The sequence below is a fragment of the Spiroplasma endosymbiont of Tricholauxania praeusta genome (assembly GCF_964019535.1).
Lineage (GTDB): Bacteria > Bacillota_I > Bacilli_A > Mycoplasmatales > VBWQ01 > Spiroplasma_E > Spiroplasma_E ixodetis_A.
In genome coordinates, this window is the sequence record NZ_OZ026450.1 from 318,245 (window position 1) to 332,592 (window position 14,348).

The 14,348-nt window shown below is 25.4% G+C and carries 19 protein-coding genes and 1 pseudogene; 11 read left to right on the top strand and 9 right to left on the bottom strand.

Translation table 4 applies throughout. The features are described 5' to 3' along the window. Nucleotides 1–35: 35 nt before the first annotated feature. The 3 genes and pseudogenes from AACK96_RS01835 to AACK96_RS01845 form a co-directional block, all read right to left on the bottom strand. Nucleotides 36–1,346 (bottom strand): glucose-6-phosphate isomerase, encoded by a 1,311-nt coding sequence (locus AACK96_RS01835; protein ID WP_338974695.1) that lies wholly within the window; start codon nucleotides 1,344–1,346, stop codon nucleotides 36–38. A gap of 170 nt (nucleotides 1,347–1,516) precedes the next feature. Further along, nucleotides 1,517–1,894 (bottom strand): S1 RNA-binding domain-containing protein, encoded by a 378-nt coding sequence (locus AACK96_RS01840; protein ID WP_252318945.1) that lies wholly within the window; start codon nucleotides 1,892–1,894, stop codon nucleotides 1,517–1,519. Nucleotides 1,895–2,216: 322 nt separating this feature from the next. After that, nucleotides 2,217–2,687, bottom strand: a pseudogene (locus tag AACK96_RS01845) (oleate hydratase); the annotation flags it as partial. Between the two features lie 98 nt (nucleotides 2,688–2,785). Here AACK96_RS01845 and AACK96_RS01850 point away from each other — a divergent pair. From AACK96_RS01850 to AACK96_RS01900, 11 genes are all read left to right on the top strand, one after another. Further along, nucleotides 2,786–3,727, top strand: coding sequence for a rolling circle replication-associated protein (locus AACK96_RS01850; protein WP_338974697.1), 942 nt, complete (start codon nucleotides 2,786–2,788; stop codon nucleotides 3,725–3,727). A gap of 220 nt (nucleotides 3,728–3,947) precedes the next feature. Beyond that, on the top strand, nucleotides 3,948–4,223 hold the full coding sequence (locus tag AACK96_RS01855) for a hypothetical protein (RefSeq protein ID WP_281748222.1): 276 nt from the start codon (nucleotides 3,948–3,950) through the stop codon (nucleotides 4,221–4,223). Between the two features lie 59 nt (nucleotides 4,224–4,282). After that, nucleotides 4,283–4,486, top strand: a complete 204-nt coding sequence (locus AACK96_RS01860; RefSeq protein WP_338974699.1) for a hypothetical protein — start codon at nucleotides 4,283–4,285, stop codon at nucleotides 4,484–4,486. A 209-nt stretch (nucleotides 4,487–4,695) separates the two neighbouring features. After that, nucleotides 4,696–5,559 carry a hypothetical protein gene (locus AACK96_RS01865; RefSeq protein WP_338974701.1) on the top strand — a complete coding sequence of 288 codons (864 nt, stop codon included), beginning with the start codon at nucleotides 4,696–4,698 and terminating at the stop codon, nucleotides 5,557–5,559. A gap of 1 nt (nucleotide 5,560) precedes the next feature. Beyond that, nucleotides 5,561–5,794, top strand: coding sequence for a hypothetical protein (locus tag AACK96_RS01870; RefSeq protein WP_174479931.1), 234 nt, complete (start codon nucleotides 5,561–5,563; stop codon nucleotides 5,792–5,794). A gap of 1 nt (nucleotide 5,795) precedes the next feature. Then, the gene (locus AACK96_RS01875) at nucleotides 5,796–6,002 is read left to right on the top strand and encodes a hypothetical protein (protein ID WP_338974703.1); all 207 of its coding nucleotides are present in this window, start codon (nucleotides 5,796–5,798) and stop codon (nucleotides 6,000–6,002) included. A 21-nt stretch (nucleotides 6,003–6,023) separates the two neighbouring features. Then, a complete protein-coding gene (locus AACK96_RS01880) occupies nucleotides 6,024–6,278 on the top strand; it encodes a hypothetical protein (RefSeq protein ID WP_174480864.1) in 255 nt (84 codons plus the stop codon). Between the two features lie 11 nt (nucleotides 6,279–6,289). Continuing rightward, nucleotides 6,290–6,577 carry a hypothetical protein gene (locus AACK96_RS01885; RefSeq protein ID WP_338974704.1) on the top strand — a complete coding sequence of 96 codons (288 nt, stop codon included), beginning with the start codon at nucleotides 6,290–6,292 and terminating at the stop codon, nucleotides 6,575–6,577. A 209-nt stretch (nucleotides 6,578–6,786) separates the two neighbouring features. Beyond that, nucleotides 6,787–6,978 carry a hypothetical protein gene (locus AACK96_RS01890; RefSeq protein ID WP_174479934.1) on the top strand — a complete coding sequence of 64 codons (192 nt, stop codon included), beginning with the start codon at nucleotides 6,787–6,789 and terminating at the stop codon, nucleotides 6,976–6,978. Nucleotides 6,979–6,980: 2 nt separating this feature from the next. Then, nucleotides 6,981–8,039, top strand: a complete 1,059-nt coding sequence (locus AACK96_RS01895) for a hypothetical protein (protein ID WP_338974705.1) — start codon at nucleotides 6,981–6,983, stop codon at nucleotides 8,037–8,039. A gap of 11 nt (nucleotides 8,040–8,050) precedes the next feature. Further along, nucleotides 8,051–8,974 carry a hypothetical protein gene (locus AACK96_RS01900; RefSeq protein ID WP_338974706.1) on the top strand — a complete coding sequence of 308 codons (924 nt, stop codon included), beginning with the start codon at nucleotides 8,051–8,053 and terminating at the stop codon, nucleotides 8,972–8,974. On the opposite strand, the gene AACK96_RS01905 is transcribed toward AACK96_RS01900, so the two are convergent. From AACK96_RS01905 to AACK96_RS01930, 6 genes are all read right to left on the bottom strand, one after another. Then, nucleotides 8,873–10,399 (bottom strand): oleate hydratase, encoded by a 1,527-nt coding sequence (locus AACK96_RS01905; protein WP_338974708.1) that lies wholly within the window; start codon nucleotides 10,397–10,399, stop codon nucleotides 8,873–8,875. The genes AACK96_RS01900 and AACK96_RS01905 overlap by 102 nt on opposite strands. A 39-nt stretch (nucleotides 10,400–10,438) precedes the next feature. Next, on the bottom strand, nucleotides 10,439–10,657 hold the full coding sequence (locus AACK96_RS01910) for a hypothetical protein (RefSeq protein ID WP_338974709.1): 219 nt from the start codon (nucleotides 10,655–10,657) through the stop codon (nucleotides 10,439–10,441). After that, nucleotides 10,606–11,511 carry an SGNH/GDSL hydrolase family protein gene (locus AACK96_RS01915; protein ID WP_338974711.1) on the bottom strand — a complete coding sequence of 302 codons (906 nt, stop codon included), beginning with the start codon at nucleotides 11,509–11,511 and terminating at the stop codon, nucleotides 10,606–10,608. Before AACK96_RS01915 ends, AACK96_RS01910 begins: the two co-directional genes overlap by 52 nt. 341 nt (nucleotides 11,512–11,852) lie before the next feature. After that, on the bottom strand, nucleotides 11,853–12,407 hold the full coding sequence (locus AACK96_RS01920; RefSeq protein ID WP_256468307.1) for a 5-formyltetrahydrofolate cyclo-ligase: 555 nt from the start codon (nucleotides 12,405–12,407) through the stop codon (nucleotides 11,853–11,855). Beyond that, on the bottom strand, nucleotides 12,397–12,855 hold the full coding sequence (gene sufU, locus AACK96_RS01925; RefSeq protein ID WP_174481014.1) for a Fe-S cluster assembly sulfur transfer protein SufU: 459 nt from the start codon (nucleotides 12,853–12,855) through the stop codon (nucleotides 12,397–12,399). The genes AACK96_RS01920 and sufU overlap by 11 nt, the downstream gene beginning before the upstream one ends. Next, nucleotides 12,842–14,125: an aminotransferase class V-fold PLP-dependent enzyme gene (locus tag AACK96_RS01930; protein ID WP_338974713.1), complete on the bottom strand. Its 1,284-nt coding sequence runs from the start codon at nucleotides 14,123–14,125 to the stop codon at nucleotides 12,842–12,844. Before AACK96_RS01930 ends, sufU begins: the two co-directional genes overlap by 14 nt. Nucleotides 14,126–14,348 lie beyond the last annotated feature (223 nt).

Genomic DNA, 14,348 nt, shown 5'->3' on the forward strand with positions numbered 1-14,348 from the left:
TATTTTAATGTTTTATTAAATTTATTATTAGGAAATTATTTTTTACCTAATAATGTAAACATTTTCTTTTTGTATACTTCAACACCAGGTTGGTTAAATGGGTCAACACCTAATAATTTTGCACTAACAGCACAAGCCTTCATAAAGAAATAACTAGCATAACCAAACATTTTGCTATCCATTGTATCCCATTCTAATAAAATATTTGGAGTTTTTCCTACTATTTCATCACTATGAGCTTCAATAGTTCCTTGTAAGGCAATATTATTAATTTCATGTAAAGAATGTTTTGTTAAATAGTTTAATTGATCATTGTTTTCTTTATCAAGTGGAATTTTGATATCTTCATTAGGTTTTTTGATTTTTATTACTGTTTCAAAAAACATTTTTGAACCTTCTTGAATAAATTGGCCCATTGAATGTAAATCAGTTGAAAAAACAACACTAGCTGGTAATAATCCTTTGCCATCCTTACCTTCTGATTCACCAAATAATTGTTTTCATCATTCACATAACATTTGCATTTGTAATTCATAGCTTACTAAAATTTCAACTGCTTTATTATTAGTTTTATGTAAATGATAGCGAGAAACTGCATATAAATAAGCATTATTAACATCAATTTTATCACTTTTACATTCTTTTGCTGCTAATTGTGCACCAGCAATAATTTCTTCACAGTTAATTCCTGCTACCATCATCGGAAAAATACCAACAGGAGTTAAAACAGAGTATCTACCACCGATATTATCGGGGATAACAAAGCTTTCATATCCTTCTTCTTTTGCCAAATCATGGAGTACTCCTCTTGTTTTATCAGTAGTAGCGATAATTCTGTTATTAACAATATTCTTATTTTTCTTTTGTTTAATTAATAGTTCTTTTAACAAACGAAAGGCAATTGCTGGTTCAGTAGTAGTTCCTGATTTAGAAATAACATTAATGGCAAATTCTTTATTTTTTAAATATGATAAAACTTGGTGAACATAAGTTGAACTCATAGTATTACCCATATAAATTACTTTAACAGGAGCAGTATTATTAAATAAACCTTGCACCATATCAATTCCTGCTCTAGCACCTAAATATGATCCACCAATACCAATTACTACTAAAACTTGTATTTCTTTTTGTAGTTTCAATGCTAGAGTTTTCATTCGCTTTCAAGACTCTTGAAAAGTAATGTCTTTTTGGTATGCAAATGGAAAATCAATTCATCCTAATCAACCATCTTCATTTTTAGCATTACTTTCCAGTTCGGCGTTAATCGCCGTTACTTTTTCTTGATATAAAGTTGATAATTCTTTCATATCTAAATTAGTAAACTTTAAATTAGTTTTTATCACTATTCTATAACCTCCTTATAGTATTTAAAATTAAAATATTAATTCGTAATAATACTATTTAATATTTATAATAAAAATATAGTTGTAAAAATTTTAGATTGCAAGAAAAAAATAAAAAATATTGCCATTAAATAGCAATATTTTTTATTATTTGGAAGAAAAATAGTATTTTAATTATTTTCTTCTTTTTTAAATCAATTATCAACAGTTTCTCTTATTGGTGCAAATCCTTTACCATTTTCTTCAATTGAAGAATTATTCTTTGCCACTAATCCTTGTTCTTTTGTACTTAAACTTAATTGTTGTTTAGTATGATCAATACCTGTTATTTCTGCTTTAACTGATGTACCAATTGTAAAATAATCACTAACATTTTTAACAAATTTAGGGGTAATACGACTAATGTGAATTAAACCAGAAAATCCATTTGGACACTTACAAAAAACTCCAAATTCCTTTATTCCAGTTGGAGTTACGGTAATAATGTCACCAACTTGAAATTGTTGAACATTTGATTCATTTTCTTCATTTTTAATAATTGTACTCATAATAAGTTAATTCCTCTTTCTTTTGTATAATTTAATAATACATAAAAATATTATAACATTATATTTAATCTTGAAGTTAAAATTAATAATATTAATTTTATGAATTTCTAAACATTAGAATGAGAAATTATTAATTGATTTTAAATTTAAAGATTATTAGAATATTAAATTTGTTAGCAACTTGTTTGTTTTTAAAGAAATGAATGTTATTTGTAACAATATCACTAATTTTTTTTAATATTTTTCTTTATTTTATACTTAAAACGGTAATTTAAAATAAATATTTTTATTTTATAAATATTATTAAAAATATTGGAATTTATTATAGTAATCCAGATTTTTCAAGTAATTCTTCTAGAAAAGTTCCCTTGATTTTTTTTAATGCACCTCTACGGAAAATTTTTAAGATGAGAGGAACTTGTATATCATTAATTTTTTTCTTATCTCATAAAATATGAGTTGAATTCAATAGTACTCTAATATCATATGCTGAAGCAAAAACTTCTGGTATTCCTCTATCAACGTTTAATAATTTATAGACGGCTTCCATAGCAGTTCTCACTGAATATTCGGTTGTAAAAACTGTATCATCTTCAGTTTCACTAAAATTACCAATAAATGCTAAATTTTTTGAACCTTCTGGAACTACTAAAGGACGATCACCAATTTCTCTTGGCATAAAATATGAGGTAATAAATGGCATATAAACTGGTACCACATTACATGAGTTTTTAGCAAGTTCAAAGATTTCTTCTTCAGGAACACCAATATGATATAATCACTCTTGATTAAGTAACGTTTTTGTTTATGTTTGATTTTATAATTTTTTATGTTAAGATTATTTTATTAAATAAATATATGAAATTATTAATAAAGTTCGGAGTTTTATATATGCAACAAGATTTTTATATTAAAAAAATTTTCTATGCTTGTTATGTGAAAAATGTAGTATTACCTATTTCATTTTTGAATAATATTGGAAATAAGAAAGGTAAATCTTATGTTGGTAATAAACAAAAATTAAGAAATAGTACAGTTCGTACTAAAACTAATTTAATTCAAAAAGCATTACATAATTTTTATAATAGTAAGATGTTAAGTTTTGTTACTTTAACTTATAGTAATAATATGCAAGATGTTAAAAAAGCAAAGAAAGATATTCGTTTATTTTTTATTAAATTAAAGAAATGATGAAATGACCCTAAACGTTTTTCGCATTTAGGAGAATTAAAATATTTTTATGTTTATGAGTATCAATCTCGTGGTGCTATACATTTTCATATAATTTTCAATAGAAAGATACATAAAAGTATGTTAGCAGAATGATGAACTCATGGTTTTAATGATTTAAGAGTGGTTAAAAAAGGTACTAATGAATTTGTTATTAAATATTTAGGAAAATATGTTACAAAAGCGATAGATGATGTTAAGTCTTTAAATCAAACTGATGTAGGTGTAAAGGCTTATGCTTTTAGTCGTAATTGCAAAAATCCTATTGTAGTTCGTGGTATTAAGAAATTAACAATTGCAGATATAATTAAAGCAAGTTTTAATGCAACAAATGTGTTTTATTTTAAAACTCAAAGAGATAGTAATGGTGATACGGTTATGATTGGTGGTATTATTGAAAGTACTGTTGTAAATGATTATTTTAAAGAGTATGAAGATTATGAACGATATGTATATTTAAGTGCTTTATCATATAAGGATTATTTACGGACTAGCGAGATTGGTTATTTAATTCAAAGAGATAAAGATGTTTTGAGTTGGGTTGATAAAGTTTTTGGTGATAAAGTTGAAAAAATAGATTTTAGGAAAAAAGTTTTACATTAGAAAAAAAACTTAATTTTTCTATAATTTTACTTGTATATATATATATATATATATATAATGGTTAATGGATATTAGTAATTACCGAACTTTTTACTAATATCTATTTTTTTATTTTAATTGTATTTTTTAAATTTTATGTTATATTTATAATTAAGATAATTAATATCCATTATCTTAATCTAGCGTTAGTTCGCTTAAAGTTCGGAGGTTAAGTTTTTTTATGTTTAAAGTTCAATTAGTTAATATTGAAAAAGGGCGTATTATTCCCGATAAAAATAATAAAGGTCAAACATTAAAGTTTGATGTTTTGAAGTTTGTAGAAATTAATAAACAAACAAGTGTGCCAACTGGTCAAACACGTGATAAATGATATAATCCGGAATTTGCTAGTGATTTTAATAATTGTTTATCTACTGTTGATTTAAAAGTTGGTAATTTTTATTCACTTGAACTTGATTTAAGCGGTAATATTAAAAAACTTTCTAATTGAAAATAGTTATTTATTAAAAGGGTAATTTTAAATAATTATTTTATGTTAGGAGTTAAGTTTAAATTATGGCTAAAAATGATAATTGTTCATGCAAACAAGCATTTCATTTAGCAATTTATATGTGTAAACTTTGTGACCAAGTTATTTGTCCTAAAAAAGTTTTACAAAACTTATATACTAAAAAATATTATTGTCCAAATTGTATATTAAATATTGCTTTAAATAAGTCAATGAGACAGCAAGAAAGTAAGTTAAATTATGAGACATAAGTGTAGTGATTGAACTTATGAACGAGTATATGATTGTGAAATGTGTTATAGAGTTGCTAATGAAATGGAACGAATAAGAAAAGAAAATAAAAGAAAAAAATAAAAACTAAATAGGGAGCATATATATACTTTTTTGTGTACTTTGCTCCCATGTTATACAAATTAGTATAAATATGCTCCTTATTAATTAAAAGTAAGGAGTTTTATTTATGCCTAGTGAAGTAGAGCAAACTAGTAATTATACTTTGACTAAAATATTAAGAATTGGATTAAGTCCTTTAAGTGCTATGGTTGGAGTTAGTGCTTATTATGGTCAATATTTAAAAGACCCAATTTTAGGTTCTATTAATTCTTTGTTATTTAGTAAAAAGTTAGGAATTGATATATGGAATATTAATCAAAGACCAACTATTAGAAATAAAGTTATTAATAGTTATAAAAAGATATTTTTAGGTTTAGGAACAATTGGTTTAGTTAATTATGCTAAGTTTGTTCAGTATGTAGATAAGTCAGTTTCTTTATTAAGAGATGAACCATGTTTTTGACCACCTTGCCCTACTGAACCACCAAAACCAACGTATCCACCATTTACAACTGTTAAACCGATAATTGATGTTCCTTTTGTAGATTGAGATACTTATATATCTTTAAATAGTTTTGGTATAGCAAATGTTATTAGTGGTTTAACTGAGTTAATACCTACTAAATTTCAAAATATAAGAAAAATAGCGAATATGGGTACTGGTGGTTGTTTAATTTCAACTGGTGTTGCTATGGGTATAAATAATAATTTTAATAATTATTTTGCTATTCCTACAATTATTGCCGGTGCAAGTGAGATTATTAATACTTTATTATTGCCATTAGGAAATACACATAATAATACAGAGTTACAAGAAGTATTTACAGATGAAAGAGCAAGATTAATTAATGGCAGTGTTAATGATTATCAAAGTACAGATGACGGTATGGTTGATGTTGATTTAAATGATGATAGTATGTCGCAGATTAATTTAGATAGAGCAAGTTTAAATTGGGATTATTCTTATGCTTATACGTTAGGTGGTGTTTAAAATGGATTTTAAGGAGATTATAAAATATGCTTTATATATTGGTGGGTTTTGCCTTATACTTTGATTTTGTCGTAATTGAATACATGAGGGTATACAGAAATTCAAACATAAAAAACATGTAAAGGAAAAAGAAAATGACCCTGATTGTACTTTTTGTCGTAAAGATTTTGAAAAGAAGAAACGTAAATTAGAAATGGAAAAACAACAAAAAGAATTAGAGAAAGGGGGTGATTAATATGCCCGCTGGACTATCAGCATTATTAACCATGATAGGTGGTGTTGGACAACAATTATTAAATGCTTTTACTTATATTTTTGGTTGAGTATTTACAACTGGCGATGGTGGAACACTTACAAATTGACCAGTTTTAATTTCAATCGTATTTATGGTTCTTGTATTTATTAAGCAGTTTGTTGGTCATATTATCCATTGAACTCATTAGTAATTAGAAAGGAGTAAGCAAATGGTAAAGTTATTTTTTAGTTTGGTTTTTGTTTTACCATTATTGGGTAGACTTTTACCAGTTGTTAATACTTTGGTACAAACTATTTATATGCAGTATTTAAGTTCTTTTGCTGGATTACATACTGTGACACTTTTTATTAAGTCGTTTTTTTATGATAGTTTATACACTTTACCTTTGCCTATTCTTGCTTTAATAAATGTTAGTTTTGTATTTTATTTAATTTTAGGATTATTTAGATTTACAAGACATTAGGATGTGAAATTATGTTTATACCTTTTATTACAACTGTTATGCAATTATTTGCTTCAATTTTTATGAAGTTTTTTAGTTTTCCACTTGGTGATTTAGGTTTTAATTTGGGTACGTTGATGATATTTTTGATTTTGCTTAGATTTGCATTTAGGGTTATTTTACCCGAATTAATGTTACCAACATTAGGTTTGGGTTATGGTGTTAAAAAAATTGGTAAGGCTTCTGTTTCAGTTGGTAAAGCGATTGCTAAGGGTCATAAACAAACACAAGATGTTAGTGGAATAAATGTAGGTAATTAATTATGTCTAATTTTGTTTTTAGTATATTGCATTTTATTTTTATATTTTCTAGTAAAGATATTCAAATATTTTTAAATCAACCAAATATTACTAATGAAGTTTATATTTTGTTTAATTTAACTTTTTGGTTGGTATTGGGTGTATTTTTTAATTTTATTTATCGTGTTATTAAATTTGTTTTTAGGTCATTGTTTGGGTAGGTGTTAAGTATGAGTGTTTTAGAAATTTACAATAAAATACATCAATGTATCGTTGATTATTGAACTATGTTTATAGGTAATCCAGTTGATGATTTTACTACTATTTTATGAAATTTAGTAGTTTATGGAACTCAGTTTTTTATTGGATTTGTTTTGTTTTATGGTTCATGGTGAATTTTAAAATGTTTATTTGGTAAATAATTATGTGATTTAAGTTTGCTAAATTATTTTTTGTTGTAAATACTTCTGTTCAAGCACCGACTAGTTTAATTGCTTTAAATGACCCTAATGTTGTTAATTATGATATTACAAAAGAAATGGTTAAACATGTTAAATATCATGATTTTGATGATTGAGCAACAATTCCATGAAATTCTGCTTATTTTGATGTTGACCAACCGGATTTAAAATTAGTAAGTGGTGAATTTATAGGAAATAATGAAGGTTTATATACATGTTATTATTATAGTGATACAGTTGGTGTTCCATCACAAATGATAGATATGGGAACTGGTGTTTATACTTTTAATAGAAAACAATTGGATGAATTTTCACGTATTATGTTTAATCATAATTATGTTGCAAAGAATAATACTAATTATTTAAATTTTGTTAATACTGGTAAAACAATTATAAATTTTCAAACACAGTTAAATTTTGAAATTGATAAACCTTTAAGTTTTTATATTCAAGGTTTTATGTTTTATTTTGAATATGAATATTTTAAAACTTTTACTGCTAATTTTGTTTTTAGTTTTTTAGATAATGTTGGTGATACAAAATATGTTTTTAAAGGTAAAGTTGATAATGATATTTATCAGCAAGATTTATATAATTTTGTTACTATGCCTATTCGTGTTCCAAATTTAAGACATTTAACAGTATTTTTTGATGTTCATGGTGAATCAACTAGACCAACTTTTTCACCACAATTAAATTTTGGTCAAATTAATATTTTTTCAAGCGAGAAAGTTACGCCAGTACCACCAAATAGTCCTTTTAACCCTGAGTATGAGCGAGTTAGTTGATATGATGTTTTTGGTCATTTACGTAATGCTTTTAGATGAGTACTTTATGGAGTTGTTGGTAAAGTTTTACCGGTGGAACCATTAAGAGAATTTTTTACTAAACTTGATGGGTTATTGAGACGTATTTTTGATGATACTATTAGTTCTGTTTTAAATGTTGATTTTACTAGTGGTTTAGAACAAGTTTTAACTTTATGAGTATTTTTAAAAGCAGTAGGATTTTTAGTTGGTTAGGAGTTGAAATAATGCCTTGATATGGTTATTTACTTTTAGGAGTTATATTATTAATAATATTTTATCCATTTTTAATAACTAGAAAAAATATAAAGATATTACAACGTGTAGGTAGTTATATTATTTCAGCACCACCACGTACTGGTAAATCTGCTCTTGCTTGTTGTTTAGCACAAAAACATAAGGGTAGGGTAGTAAGTCCTATTCCTATTAAAGTGCGTAATGAGTATAGTTATCGTTGTTCTTATGATGATGTTTTTAAATTTAATCAATTAAATAGTAATTATGCTTTTAAAGAGAATGATATGCTTGTTTTTGATGAATTAGGTTTAAAAATTAATAGTAATGATTTATCACCCGAATTTAAAGAAACACAAGAAAGTTTAGGAATGTTTTGTAAATTGATAGGTCATAATTTTAATGGAATTATGTATATGATTGAACAACACCCCGATAGAATACCAAAACAAGCACGTGAAAAAGTAGAATATATTGTTCAAGTTAAAAGAATGCGTATTTTGTTATTTTTAGTTAAGTTTAAACTAAATATTTATACTAATGTTGATGATTATAATAAAGTTGTATTGTCTAAAAGACAAACAAAGCGAATAATTAAACGTGGTGGATTACCACCTAGTTATAGTGGTGAAACTATGACTTTTAGTTTATGATTTCCTAGGTCTTATTTACAAAGATATAATAGTCGTGCTTTAAATTATATTCATTCTTTAAAGAGTGAATTAAGTACTATTAAAGACTATGAACAGTCACAAGCATTAGATTTTACTGTTGATGATATTAGAGCAGTAGGATTAGACAAGTTGGATAATATATTACAAACTCAAAAGAAAGAAATTGAAAATACTGTATGCCGTACTTGTTATTATAGAAATAAACATTCTAAGAAAAATAAGAAAAATGTTAAAATAGAATAAATTTATATTATTGGTCGGTGCCAACCAGAACCTTGGTTGGTTGGCCGTGGCGTTTACGCCACTGGGGTGAGTTGCGAAGCAACTAGGGGCAAAGCCCCTATATACTTGAGCTATTTCCATGCCAGAACATTCAGTAATACTTTTTTTAATATAATCTCCTTCCTTATTTGAAAGTAATCCATAGATTCAAACAACTAATTGATCATCTGATTGGCTTTTAAAGTGTGGTTGACGATTTAAGGTATAACTTAAAATTCAACTGGAATCGATAGCTGTAACAATTCCACCAGTTACAACTTTTTTAGCATATGGATCTCTTTTACTAATTTTTTCAATATAAGGTGCCATTTTTTTATCTAGAGTTGTTAATGTTGCTGAGATAAATCAACTTTCTTTTGGTAAATTTGCATAAAATTTTTCTGGTTTTCCAAAATCTTCACTTTGCTTTGCCAAATTTTCTCATAATTCTCAACTTCCACCTAATTGGAGTTGTTCACTAATTGGTGCTGGAGTATTATGATCGCCGTATGTTGTACTTTCAGTAATACTGCCATTAGTTACAAAAACGAAATCATTTTCTTTTAATATTATTTGTTGTTCTTTATTCTTTTTTTGAAAAATGATTTTTTTTGCAATTTTTTCATTATGTTCATTTTCTGAAATTATAATATTTTTTACTGTTGTTTCATAGTGAAAAACAACGCCTTGTTCTTCTAAGTGAGAAATTAATGGTAAAACAAGTGATTCGTATTGATTGTATTTGGTAAATTTAAGTGCTGATAAATCTGGTAATCCACCAAGATGATGAATGAATCTAATAATATATCTTCTCATTTCCATAGCACTATGTCATTTTTCAAAAGCAAACATTGATGATCAATATCATCAAAAATTTGATTTAAAAAAATCTTCTGGAAATACTTCTTCGATTGTTTTATTACTTAGATTTACTTCTTTTGTTAAAAATAATTCAATTATTTTTTTACAAGCCTCTTCATTTAAAGTAAACTTACCATCATCTTCTGTTCTTTTCCCTTGTTGATGAATAAGTCGACACTTAGAATAATTTGGATCTTCTTTATTTAATCAGTAAAATTCATCTAAAACTGAAGCCCCTTCAATTTCTAAAGATGGAATAGAACGAAATAAATCTCATAGACATTCAAAATGGTTTTCCATTTCTCGTCCACCACGAATAATGAAACCCTTATCTGGATTTAAAATCCCATCTAAACTACCACCAGCAATACTTAATTCTTCAAAAATATGGATATTTTCTGGATTCATTTTTGCATCTCTGATTAAAAATGTAGCAGCGGCTAAAGAAGCTAATCCTGCTCCTACTAAAAATGCTTTTTTATCTTCTATTTCTTGTGCTGGTTTAGTTTGTGCAAATGCTTCATAATTTCCATTGCTTTTATACATATAATTTGTACCTCCTATTTGTTATTTTTTATTTTTTTGTTAATCATTTAAATTTTGTTTAATTTTATTAGTAATAAAATGAGCTAACTGCATACCAATTACTTTTGATGGTATTTCAGTTGGATGAACAGTATCGACAAAAAAGTAGTTATTAACTGTATCTAAAGTTACACCCGGATTTAATTTAGGTTGTAAAATCCCATCTTTTAAAAATGATTCATAAAAACTAATATCACTAGCTCCTTCTTTAATATTCATTCCCCTAAATCATTTAATGTTTGTTTAACAACTGATGAAAGTTCAAAATCATTAATTTGTTTTGGGTAATCTTCTTTTAAAGTTTTTATCATTGCTTTTCATTGTGAATGAAAATATTTAAAAGCTGCTGCTGCTTTTGTTTCTAGGATAGGATCATTATTATAAGCAGGAGTTTCACTAATATCTGGAACATCAGTAACAACAATATTCGCTACATGATGTTTAAGTAGTCGCATTAGTGATATTTTTTCATTAAGGATTGCAGAATCTAAATAAAGTTTTCATGTTAAGAAAGGAGAAGTTGTATCTTGCATTACTGCTAAAAGATCATTAGCGCCCATTACATATAGTACTCAATCATGATCATTAATATTTTTATGTTGTGAAAGTAGAGAAGTAACTTGTGCTTGTGCTGAAAATTTACTAACAAAAAATCCACCTGGATAAATACTATATCCTAATCTAGCAGCACCAACAGCATAATTTTCGCCAATTTGTTGATAAGTTTTGCCAACAAATGGTATTTTTTGAAATTTCCATGCTGGTGTTAAAGGTTTATGAAAATAATTTGCTACAATACTAACTGCATTTGGACCATTACAAAACTGATTATTATGATAAGGTTCCTCCATTTTAATTTCTTGAATTTTTGGAAGGATTTTATTACCTTTAAAAAATTGTGTTCCAGCTCCAACAAGTGCACCATTATCTGATAAACTATCACCAATAACGTATAAATTATCAACTTGTTCTATAGCTCGTTCTTCTTTATTTAAATAACAATGCTTTGAATTAATAGTTAATAAAGATAATGAGCTTAAAAGTGTAGCACACGTTAAGTTATATAAACGCATGTTTATTTGCCTCCTATGTATTTTTTCATTATTTTTTTAGAAATATTTATTTTTTAGTATTAAGATTTACTAAAAATATTATTTGTTGTTTTTTAAATTTTGAATTCATTTTGATAAAAAATATAAAATAATTTTAATTAATTCAGTTTTTATAAAATTCAAGTGTGTATAAACTAAACTAATGAGTAGTTTTAGTCTTTTTAAAATAATTATTATAAGTAAATCTTAATTTAAGTCTATAATTGAAAAAATGAATATACAATAAAAATAAAAAAAGATAATTTGATTAATTAAACTATCTTTTATTTATTGATTAGTGTATTTAATTTTAGATTAAAATATTAATTAGTAAAAATATAATCTAATGGTATATCTCAATTATCGTGATTAATTATATAAGGAATTTTTTGAATAGCAAAACCAAGTCCTATTTTACTAAAGTTAAATTTATTTTTAGATAAATAACGGTCGTAAAAACCTTTACCATAACCAATACGGTAATAATCTTTATCAAAGGCAATCAATGGTACTAACATACAATCAATTTGACTTCCTATAACTTTTTGGCAATTTAAACTTGGTTGTCCAATTTTAAAATCATTATCAAATACGATATCGTTTCAACTATTAATAAAGTAAAATTCCAAATGTTCACCATTCATTCTTGGTAAACAAACTTGTTTTAGATTTTTTCATAATAATTCAATAATTTCTTTAGTTTCTACTTCATATGGTAAGGAATTATAAAGAGCAAATACATTATTTTGTTTAAAATAATGTGATTCATTAAATTTATTGAAAATAATTTTATTTCACTTTTGATAATTATTTTTAGAAACATTTTTTAATTTTTTTAAATAAATGGTTCTTAAACTAATTTTATCCTTAATTTCCATTTCCATTTTTTTCACATTCTTTCTCAATTATTTTATTAATACCATTAATACCAATAAGGGCACATTTAATTCGATTACGCTGTCTTGGTACATTTTTAAAAGCAATCATATTTTCAATTATTTTATCATTAAATTGCTTTTCTGATAACATTGCTTGATAATTAATAATAATTTCTTTTATTTGTGATATTGTTTTACCTTCAATTAAAATACAAAAAAGATCGGTTGCTGCAGTTGAAATAGCACACCCAATTCCAGTAAAGCGTGCGCTATTAATAACTTTATTTTTAATAGAAATTTCAACATGAAAATTATCAACACATGATTCATTGTTTTGATGATATGTCAAACTATTTGGTAAATTTTTAAAACCTTTATTTTTTGGATTACTATAGTGTTCAACAATTAGTTTGCGATAATAGTCTTGATTGTTATTAAAAGAATTCATTTAAAAAATCTCCTCCTTCATTAATTCCTTTTTTTAAAGCTATTACTAATAAGTCAATATCTTTTTTACAATTATATATGTAAAAACTAAGACGAATTGTTACTTCAGCGTTAATTATATTAGGTAATAATTTAGCACAATAAGTTCCACTGCGTACGCATATATTTTGTGTTCCTAAAAAATTAGCAACATCTTGTGCAAATACTTTTTTAATATTAAATATTATGTTACTACTATTGCCATCAATATTATAAATTTCAATATTATTTCCTAAATGCGCTGTTAATTGTTCAATTGCGTATTTTTTTAGTAAAATTTCATGATTTCTAATATTTTCAATACCAATGTTTAATAAATACTTAATAGCTGCACCCAGTCCAAATACACCTGCAATATTTTGTGTTCCACCTTCAAAACGATAAGGACTATCTAATAAGTTAAATTTACCATTTTCATAAATATCACCATTCATGCCTCCACCCAATATTAGTGGATCTAGCATATTTAATCATTCGTTTTTTCCTCAAAAGACACCGATTCCAGTTGGACCAAAAACTTTATGACCAGAAAATCCAAAAAAATCAATATTTCAATTTTTAACATCAGTTTTTATATGTCCTATTGATTGTGCACCATCTATTATTACTAAAATATTTTTAAAAATTCAATTATCACTTTTAACATTTTTTTTACCATATTCTTTAATAAAATTAGTTAATGTTTCAGTATCATTTTCTATTGCTAAAGAATTATTAATATTTGCAAAAGCAACTATTCTGGTTTTAGGTGTTAAAACTTTTTTTAAACTTTCAACAGTAATGACTCCTTGTTTATTTGTTTCAATAAATTTTATTTTAATTTTTTTAGTTTGTATCAAATGATAAAATGGTAAGAGTAATGAGCTATGTTCTAAAGTGGTTAATAAAATTTCATCATTTTCTTGTAAATATTTTTCTAAGCCAAAAGCAATTTGATTATAAGCAAAAGTTGCTGAAGGACAAAAAACTATTTCGTTTTCGTTACTATTAATAAATTTACTAATTGTTTTTCTAGTATCTTCAAATATATCATTTCCCTTAACAGCAAGTTGATAATCTTGACTATGTGGATTAATACAATATTTTTCATAATAATCGCTAACAGCATCAATAACTATTTGTGGTTTTAGTGAAGAAGCGGCTGTATCTAAATAAACTAAATCAGGATTATTTTTAAAAAAGGGAAAATCAGTTTTAAAGGTATTATCATTAATGTTTATTTTTTTATTCATATTTACTCCTATATCATTACACCAAATATAATATACTTATACTAATGATTATACACTTAATTTTGTGCTAATTTTCTTAAAATTAAAAAATGAATAAAATATTATTTGTGCACTATAAAGTAATAATATTTAAAAAAAATAATATTTTAAATTTTTTAAAATAAATAATTGGTAATTAGTTATTTCATTTTAAAATTAATTAGAAAAAACTATCCCTTAAATA